We start from the raw sequence: 7070 nt of genomic DNA, 5'->3' as shown, positions 1-7070 counted from the left end.
GGCAAAGGCCCTTCCTGCCGGCTACAGGCCGGGCTATGACGCCGCGCGCGGCATCGGCCGCGTCGCGGCGATGATCCGCAGCACACGATATCAAGGTGAAACCGCCGCCGCTTGCCTGACAAGGCTCGGGCCGGCCGGTATCGCCGAGGCCTACCGACAGGCCCAAACTGAAAAACGGAAATGAGCATGGCCGCCTACGACTACATCCATGACGGCACGGCGATCTACGAGCGCTCCTTCGCCATCATCCGCGCCGAGGCCGATCTGTCGCGCTTCTCCGAAGCCGAGGCCGATGTCGCCATTCGCATGATCCATGCCTGCGGCCAGGTCGAAGCTTCAAGTCATTTTGTGTTCTCCAAGGATTTCGTTGCCGCCGCCCGCACCGCTTTGGCGGCCGGCGCGCCGATCTTCTGCGACGCGGAAATGGTCTCGCATGGCGTCACCCGCGCCAGGCTGCCGGCGGGCAACGAGGTGATCTGCACCTTGCGCGACCCGCGTACGCACGAAATTGCCAGGCAAATCGGCAACACCCGTTCGGCGGCCGCCATCGACCTCTGGGGCGAGCGCATGGCCGGCTCTGTGGTTGCCATCGGCAATGCGCCGACCGCGCTATTCTATCTCCTGGAAAAACTGCGCGATGGCGCACCAAAGCCGGCGGCCATCATCGGCATGCCGGTCGGCTTCGTCGGTGCGGCCGAATCCAAGGATGCGCTGGCCGAGAATTCCTACGGCGTTCCCTACGCCATCGTGCGTGGCCGGCTTGGCGGCAGTGCCATGACCGCCGCCGCGCTCAATTCATTGGCGAGGCCTGGCCTGTGAACGCCTTTCTCAAAGGCCGCCTCGTTGGCGTCGGCACCGGTCCTGGCGACCCCGAACTGCTGACCCTAAAAGCCGCCCGCATCCTGGCCGAGGCCGATGTCGTGGCCTATTTCGCCAAGCGCGGCAACAACAGCAACGCCCGTGCCATCGTCGAAGCGCAGTTCCGGCCCGAAATGACGGAATTGCCGCTGCTCTATCCCGTCACAACCGAAATCGCCAGGGATCACGACGACTACCGCTCGCAGATCACGGCTTTCTACGAAGAGTCGGCCGAGAAGGTCGCCGAGCACCTCGAAGCCGGCAGAATGGTTGCGGTGCTGTCAGAGGGCGACCCGCTGTTCTACGGCTCTTACATGCATCTGCATGTGCGCCTCGCCCATCGTTTTCCGACCGAAGTCATCCCCGGCGTCACCGCCATGTCCGGCTGCTGGTCGCAGACCGGTATTCCGATCGTCCAGGGCGACGACGTGCTCACCGTGCTGCCGGGCACGATGAGCGAATTCGAGCTGAGCCGCCGGCTCGCCGACACCGATGCCGCCGTGATCATGAAGGTCGGCCGCAACCTGCCCAAGATCAGGCGGGCGCTGGAGGCTACGGCCAAGCTGTCGCGCGCCGTCTATGTCGAGCGCGGCACCATGGCCGGCAGCGTCTCGATGAAGCTTGCCGACAAAAAGGACGACAAGGCACCCTACTTCGCCATCGTGCTGGTCGCCGGCTGGTCCGGTCGCCCCGGCGCCGTGGGAGCACAGGCATGAGTGGCCGTCTCACCGTCATCGGCCTTGGGCCCGGCAATGCCGATCAGGTCACCCCGGAGGCCAGCCGCGCTGTCGCCGAGGCGAAATTCTTTTACGGCTACAAGCCCTATCTCGATCGGCTGGACCTGCGCCCGGACCAGACCCGCGTCGCTTCCGACAACCGCGAGGAACTCGCCCGCTCCAAGGACGCATTGAGCAAGGCCGCAGAGGGCCATGACGTCGCCGTGGTCTCCGGCGGCGATCCCGGCGTGTTCGCCATGGCGGCGGCCGTCTGCGAGGCGATCGAGGCCGGTCCGGTCGAATGGCGCGCGGTCGATGTCGCCGTGGTGCCCGGCATCACCGCCATGCTGGCGGTTGCCGCCCGCATCGGGGCGCCGCTCGGCCATGATTTCTGCGCCATCTCGCTCTCCGACAATCTAAAGCCATGGGAATTGATCGAACTGCGCCTGCTGGCGGCGGCCGGTGCCGGCTTCGTCATCGCGCTTTATAACCCGATCAGCAAGGCCCGCCCCTGGCAACTCGGCCGCGCCTTCGAGTGCCTGACCGCCATCCTGCCGGGCACCACGCCGGTAATCTTCGGCCGCGCCGCCGGTCGCCCGGACGAGCGTATCGAGGTCTACCTGCTGGCCGATGTCGAGGCTGAAAAGGCGGACATGGCGACCTGCATCATCATCGGCTCGCCGGAAACCAGGATTATCAAGCGCACGGAGAAGCCGGCGCTGGTCTACACGCCGCGCTCTTCCACGGGTCGGACAAAATGATCGACCCCAAATCGATCGACAATGGCGGCCAGCGCTTCGACGGTTTCAGCCGAGGGCACGTCCGGCAGATCAGGCCTGCGGATCATGACCACCTCGATGCCAAGCGCCCGCGCCGAGGCGATCTTGCCAAAGGTCGCCTCGCCGCCGCTGTTCTTGGACACCACGACATCGATGCGGTGCCTTTCGAGCAGCGCGCGTTCCTCCGCGTCGCGAAACGGGCCACGGGCCAACAGATATTCGGCGTCGGGCACGGCCAGCTTCGGCTCGACCGGATCGACACTGCGAATGAGATAGTGGTGCTGGGGCGCTGCTTCGAAAGCCGCAACCTCTTGCCGGCCCAGTGCCAGAAAAACGCGGCGCGGCGCCGGTCCAAGCGCTTGCGCGGCATCGCCGACCGTACCGACCAACGTCCAGCGGTCGCCTTCGACAGGATCCCAGCCGGGACGCCGCAGGGCAAGGATCGGCACGCCGGCCATGCGCGCGGCTTGTGCGGCATTGGCGGAGATTTGCGCCGCATAGGGATGCGTGGCGTCGATCAGCAGATCGGTGGCCGTTTCCGTGAGGTAAGCGGCCAGCCCGTCGGCGCCGCCAAAGCCTCCGCTTCGCACCGGCACGCCTTGCGCGACCGGGCTTTCGGTGCGGCCGGCCAGAGACAGCGTGACCGAGGCACGCGCCGCCAGTTTTCCGGCCAGTTGCCGCGCTTCGGTAGTGCCGCCGAGGATCAGGATACGGTGGGTCATTATGCCTGCTGAGCGTCAATCGCGAGCCGCCTGGCTGACAGTCGTCGGCATCGGCGAGGACGGTTTAGCGGGTCTCGGCGACGAGGCCAAGCAGCGGATTGCCCAGGCTGAGATCATCTTCGGCGGCAAGCGGCACCTCGCCCTAGTCGCTTCCTTCGCCAAGGGCGAGCCGCGCCCATGGCCGGTTCCCTTCGATGCCGAGATGGCTGACGTCCTGGCGCTTGCCGGCAGGAACGTCTGTGTGCTCGCGTCCGGCGATCCGTTCTTCCATGGCGTCGGCGCCACGCTCGCCCGCAAGGTCAAGGCGCAGGAGATGCACGTTATCCCCGCGCCTTCAGCCGTTTCACTGGCGGCCGCCCGGCTCGGCTGGGCGCTGCAGGATATCGAAACCGTCTCGCTGCACGGCCGGCCGCTCGACCTGATCCGGCCGCTGCTGCAGCCAGGCGCGCGCATCCTGGCGCTGACCTCGGATGCAGAGGCCCCCGCGGCGATTGCCCGCCTGCTCGCGGAACTCGACTTCGGCGCATCGCGGCTGACGATCCTGGAGGCGTTGGGTGGGCCAAGCGAGACCCAGCGCTCGGTCCGCGCCGATGCCTTCGACCTCGAAAACCTCAATCCGCTCAACGTGCTGGCGGTCGAAGTTGAATCCGGTCCGGACGCGCGCGTGCTGCCGCTCACATCAGGCCTTGCCGATCACCTGTTCGACCATGACGGCCAGATCACCAAGCGCGAAATCCGCGCGATCACCCTGTCGGCGCTGGCGCCGCGGCGCGGCGAGTTGCTGTGGGACATCGGCGCCGGCTCCGGTTCCATCGGCATCGAATGGATGCTGGCCCACCCTTCGATGCGCACTTTTGCCATCGAGGCCGATCCGGTGCGCGCTGCCCGTATTGGCCACAACGCCGCCGCTTGTGGCGTTCCCGGCCTTGTCGTGGTCGAAGGCGCCGCGCCCAAGGCGCTAGCCAGACTGGATACGCCTGACGCGATCTTCATCGGCGGCGGCGGCAGCGACACCGGCGTCTTGAGCACAGCCATCAAGGTGCTTCGCTCGGGCGGCCGTCTCGTGGCAAACGCGGTGACGCTGGAGATGGAAGCCCTGCTTCTTGCCCAGCATACGAAGCTCGGCGGCGATCTCACGCGGATAAACATCTCCCGGGCCTCGCCGGTCGGCTCGATGCAGGCCTGGCGGCCGGCCATGCCAGTGACGCAATGGAGCTGGATGAAGCCATGATGGTCGCAGGCATAGGCTGCCGAAAGGGCGTGGGCGTCGAAGAGGTGCTTGCGGCGATCGAAACGGCGCTGGAGGCGCATGGGTTGGCGATGACGGCGCTGTCGGCACTGGCGACTGCCGCGTTCAAGAAGGATGAAGAAGCGATCGCCGCCGCTGGCCGCACGCTGAGTCTTCCCGTCATCGTCGTCGACGACTCAGCACTTCAAGCTGCCTCGTCGGATACGCTCAGCCATTCCGATCTCTCGCAGGATGTTGCCGGCACACCATCGGTCTCCGAGGCGTCCGCCCTCGCCGTGGCCGGCACAGGCGCAAAACTGCTTGGCCCCCGCACCGTGCTCGGCCCGGTCACCTGTGCCATCGCCATCAGCGGAGATGCGCCATGACCGTTCATTTCATCGGCGCCGGTCCAGGTGCGGCCGACCTCATCACGCTGCGCGGCGCAAGGCTTTTGGCAAACTGCCCGGTTTGCCTGCATGCCGGCTCGATCGTCGCGCCCGAATTGCTGCAGCACTGCGCGCCGGGGACAAAGCTGGTCGACACCGCGCCGATGTCGCTCGACGAGATCGAGGCCGCCTATCTCGACGCGCACAAATCAGGCCAGGATGTCGCCCGGCTGCATTCCGGTGACCTGTCGGTATGGAGCGCGGTCGCCGAGCAGATCCGCCGGCTGGAAAAGCACGGCATCCCTTATACGCTGACGCCGGGCGTCCCCTCCTTCGCCGCTGCCGCCGCCGCATTGCGCCGCGAACTGACCATTCCCGAAGTCGCGCAAAGCCTGGTGCTGACCCGCATTTCCGGGCGCGCCTCCAAAATGCCACCCGGCGAGACGCTGGCAGGCTTCGGCCGCACCGGCGCCACGCTCGCTATTCATCTTGCCATCCACGCCATCGATCGCGTCGTCGCCGAACTGACGCCGCACTATGGCGGCGATTGCCCGGTGGCGGTCGTCTTCCGCGCTTCCTGGCCGGACGAGCGCGTGCTGACCGGCACGCTGGCGACCATCGAGGCACAGCTCGCCGCCGATCCGATGGAGCGCACGGCGATCATCTTCGTCGGCCGCTCGCTGGCGGCGCAAGGTTTTGGCGAGAGTTCATTATACGACGCCCATTATCAGCGGCGTTTTCGCGGACGGGACGGATTGTGAGCGGCAGCACCAAAAACACCGGCGAAAACGCCACGCTCGAAAAAGCCTTGTCCCGGCTGAACTTCAAGCCGCGCCAACTGGAGCCGGGCCATGTCTGGCTGGCCGGCGCCGGCCCCGGCGACCCCGGCTGCCTGACGCTTGAAGTGTTGGCGGCTTTGGCCGAGGCGGATGCGCTGGTCTACGACGCACTGGTGTCCCCTGACATTGTCGCAGTTGCGGAGAATGCCGAGCTTTTCTTTGCCGGCAAGCGCGGCGGCAAACCGTCGATGAAACAGGACGACATCACCGCCCTGCTGGTCCGGCTCGCACGCGAAGGCCGCCGCGTCGTCAGGCTGAAGGGCGGCGATCCCTATATTTTCGGCCGTGGCGGCGAAGAAGCTCTGGCGCTGGCGCGGGAAAGTATCCCGTTCCGCGTACTGCCCGGCCTGACCTCGGGCCTCAGTGCGCTGGCCGCGACCGGCATCCCCGCCACCATGCGCGGCATCAACAAGGCGGTGATCCTGGCCACCGGCCACGCCGCCGGCACCGATGACGATCTCGACTGGGCAGCGATCGCCCGCACCGGCCAGCCTGTGGTCGTCTATATGGGCATGGCCAATCTGCCCTTGATCGCCGCAGCACTGCTCGATGGCGGGCTGGCGCCGTCGACACCGGCGGCAGTGATCGTCGCCGCGACGACGCCGCAGGAACGAACCGTCGTCGCCACGCTCGCCACCATTGCCGAGGAAGCAGCGGCCGTCGGTCTCGCCTCGCCGGCGCTGATCGTCGTCGGCGGCATCGTTGCCATGCGCGCGGCCCTGGCGGGGCAAGCATGACGGCCCGCGCCATCATCATCGGCGCGCCGCGCTCCGGCTCCGGCAAGACCAGCGTCACCATCGGCATCCTGCGCGCGCTGACCCGGCGCGGCTTGAAAGTGCGCGGCGCCAAATCCGGCCCCGACTATATCGACCCCGGCTTCCACACCGCCGCCACGGGCCTCTCCGGTGTCAATCTGGACAGCTGGGCGATGCCGCCATCGCTGCTCAACGGGCTTGCCGCGCAAGCCGCCGATGACACCGATTTCGTCATCCTGGAAAGCGCCATGGGCCTGTTCGACGGGATACCCGCGGCTCCCGGCCGAACCGGCTCAGCGGCCGACCTGGCGCGGCTCTATGGCCTCCCGGTGCTGCTTGTGCTCGACGTCTCCGGCCAGTCGACCACGGCGGCGGCTGTCGCCAAGGGTTTTGCCACCTATGATCCTGACGTGCGCATGGCCGGTGTCGCGCTCAATCGGCTGGGCAGCGAGCGCCACCGCAAGCTGTGCAGCGAGGCCATCGAGGCGATCGGCCTGCCGGTCGTCGGCGCCATCCTGCGCGATCCCACGCTGAACCTGCCCGAACGGCATCTCGGCCTTGTCCAGGCTGGCGAATATGACGACCTGATGGCGCATCTCGACCGGCTGGCCGACATGGCGGAAAAGTCGCTCGATCTCGATGCGATCATGGCCCTGGCGACGCCCCTCACTCCGGCGCCCGGCGGTTTCGACGACGCGCTGGCGCCGCCCGGCCAACGCATCGCGCTGGCCGAGGATGCCGCCTTCACCTTCCTCTATCCGCATGTCGCCGCCTACTGGCGCAAGGC

General features: G+C 67.2%; 9 protein-coding genes and 1 pseudogene. 9 read left to right on the top strand and 1 reads right to left on the bottom strand.

Annotated features, from left to right (window positions below; all coding sequences use genetic code 11):
• The 4 genes and pseudogenes from EN949_RS36230 to EN949_RS31065 form a co-directional block, all read left to right on the top strand.
• Positions 1–184 (top strand): annotated as a pseudogene (locus tag EN949_RS36230) (precorrin-3B synthase); the annotation flags it as partial.
• Positions 185–186: 2 nt separating this feature from the next.
• On the top strand, positions 187–819 hold the full coding sequence (locus EN949_RS31075) for a precorrin-8X methylmutase (RefSeq protein WP_027160554.1): 633 nt from the start codon (positions 187–189) through the stop codon (positions 817–819).
• Complete coding sequence (locus EN949_RS31070; RefSeq protein WP_024501369.1) at positions 816–1574, top strand: precorrin-2 C(20)-methyltransferase; 759 nt, start codon at positions 816–818, stop codon at positions 1572–1574. The genes EN949_RS31075 and EN949_RS31070 overlap by 4 nt, the downstream gene beginning before the upstream one ends.
• Positions 1571–2335: a precorrin-3B C(17)-methyltransferase gene (locus EN949_RS31065; protein ID WP_024501370.1), complete on the top strand. Its 765-nt coding sequence runs from the start codon at positions 1571–1573 to the stop codon at positions 2333–2335. The genes EN949_RS31070 and EN949_RS31065 overlap by 4 nt, the downstream gene beginning before the upstream one ends.
• On the opposite strand, the gene EN949_RS31060 is transcribed toward EN949_RS31065, so the two are convergent.
• Positions 2299–3075, bottom strand: coding sequence for a cobalt-precorrin-6A reductase (locus tag EN949_RS31060; RefSeq protein WP_127371420.1), 777 nt, complete (start codon positions 3073–3075; stop codon positions 2299–2301). The two genes, EN949_RS31065 and EN949_RS31060, sit on opposite strands and share 37 nt — an antisense overlap.
• Before the next feature lies 1 nt (position 3076).
• Here EN949_RS31060 and cbiE point away from each other — a divergent pair, with 1 nt between their 5' ends.
• The 5 genes from cbiE to EN949_RS31035 form a co-directional block, all read left to right on the top strand.
• On the top strand, positions 3077–4306 hold the full coding sequence (cbiE, locus tag EN949_RS31055) for a precorrin-6y C5,15-methyltransferase (decarboxylating) subunit CbiE (protein ID WP_127367720.1): 1230 nt from the start codon (positions 3077–3079) through the stop codon (positions 4304–4306).
• Entirely contained in the window at positions 4303–4689 is a 387-nt protein-coding gene (locus EN949_RS31050) for a cobalamin biosynthesis protein (RefSeq protein ID WP_013531079.1), read from the top strand. The genes cbiE and EN949_RS31050 overlap by 4 nt, the downstream gene beginning before the upstream one ends.
• Positions 4686–5450: a precorrin-4 C(11)-methyltransferase gene (gene cobM / locus EN949_RS31045; RefSeq protein ID WP_127366834.1), complete on the top strand. Its 765-nt coding sequence runs from the start codon at positions 4686–4688 to the stop codon at positions 5448–5450. The genes EN949_RS31050 and cobM overlap by 4 nt, the downstream gene beginning before the upstream one ends.
• Positions 5447–6265, top strand: a complete 819-nt coding sequence (gene cobA, locus EN949_RS31040) for a uroporphyrinogen-III C-methyltransferase (RefSeq protein ID WP_127366835.1) — start codon at positions 5447–5449, stop codon at positions 6263–6265. The genes cobM and cobA overlap by 4 nt, the downstream gene beginning before the upstream one ends.
• The coding region (locus EN949_RS31035) for a cobyrinate a,c-diamide synthase (RefSeq protein WP_127371880.1) at positions 6262–7070 on the top strand (809 nt) is incomplete at its 3' end. The genes cobA and EN949_RS31035, both read left to right, overlap by 4 nt.

It is taken from the genome of Mesorhizobium sp. M7A.F.Ca.US.007.01.2.1 (assembly GCF_003998165.1).
GTDB classification, from domain to species: Bacteria; Pseudomonadota; Alphaproteobacteria; order Rhizobiales; family Rhizobiaceae; genus Mesorhizobium; species Mesorhizobium ciceri.
This window is presented reverse-complemented; position numbering and strand designations above follow the sequence as displayed.